1 protein-coding gene is annotated in these 519 nt (G+C 67.2%); it reads right to left on the bottom strand.

The features are described from left to right. On the bottom strand, positions 1-519 hold a 519-nt coding region (locus tag AB0C16_RS40395; RefSeq protein ID WP_357691471.1), incomplete at both ends, for a PDZ domain-containing protein.

Here is a 519-nt window from a genome sequence, read left to right as displayed (position 1 = left end):
TCGCCACGTCGCCGGGTTCCGTGACCTCCGTGCCGTCGACGGCCTTGATCACGTCGCCCGCGTGCAGCTTGCCCTCGGAGGGGCTGCCCTTGACCACCGTGGAGACCACGACCTGGGTGGAGACCGGGATGTCCAGCTCCTTGAGGGCGGCCACCTTGGCGCTCTCCTGGGACTGGCTGAACTCTTCGGCGTTCTCCTGGGTGGACTGCTCCTCGGTCTTGCCGTCCGGGTAGAGCGTGTCGTGCGGCACCACGACGCTGTCGTGGGCCAGCCAGCCGTAGACGGCCTCGACGATGTTCATCCGGTAGTCCGCTCCGGTGACGCGGACCGTCGTCATGTTGAGGTGGCCGGAGGCCGGGTACGTCTTGCGACCGGAGATCTGCAGGACGGGTTCGCCACGCGCTTCGCCGAGGGTGTTGACCGTCGGTCCGGGAGACATCTCCGCGTACGGCACTTTGATCAGCACGCCTGCGCAGAGCAGCGCGATGAGGACGAGGGTGGAGGCGAGAGATCGGAAGA

It is taken from the genome of Nonomuraea sp. NPDC048916 (assembly GCF_040649575.1).
Classification (GTDB): Bacteria; Actinomycetota; Actinomycetes; order Streptosporangiales; family Streptosporangiaceae; genus Nonomuraea.
The sequence above is the reverse complement of the archived record's forward strand: the minus strand, read 5'-3'. Positions and strand labels throughout refer to the sequence as shown.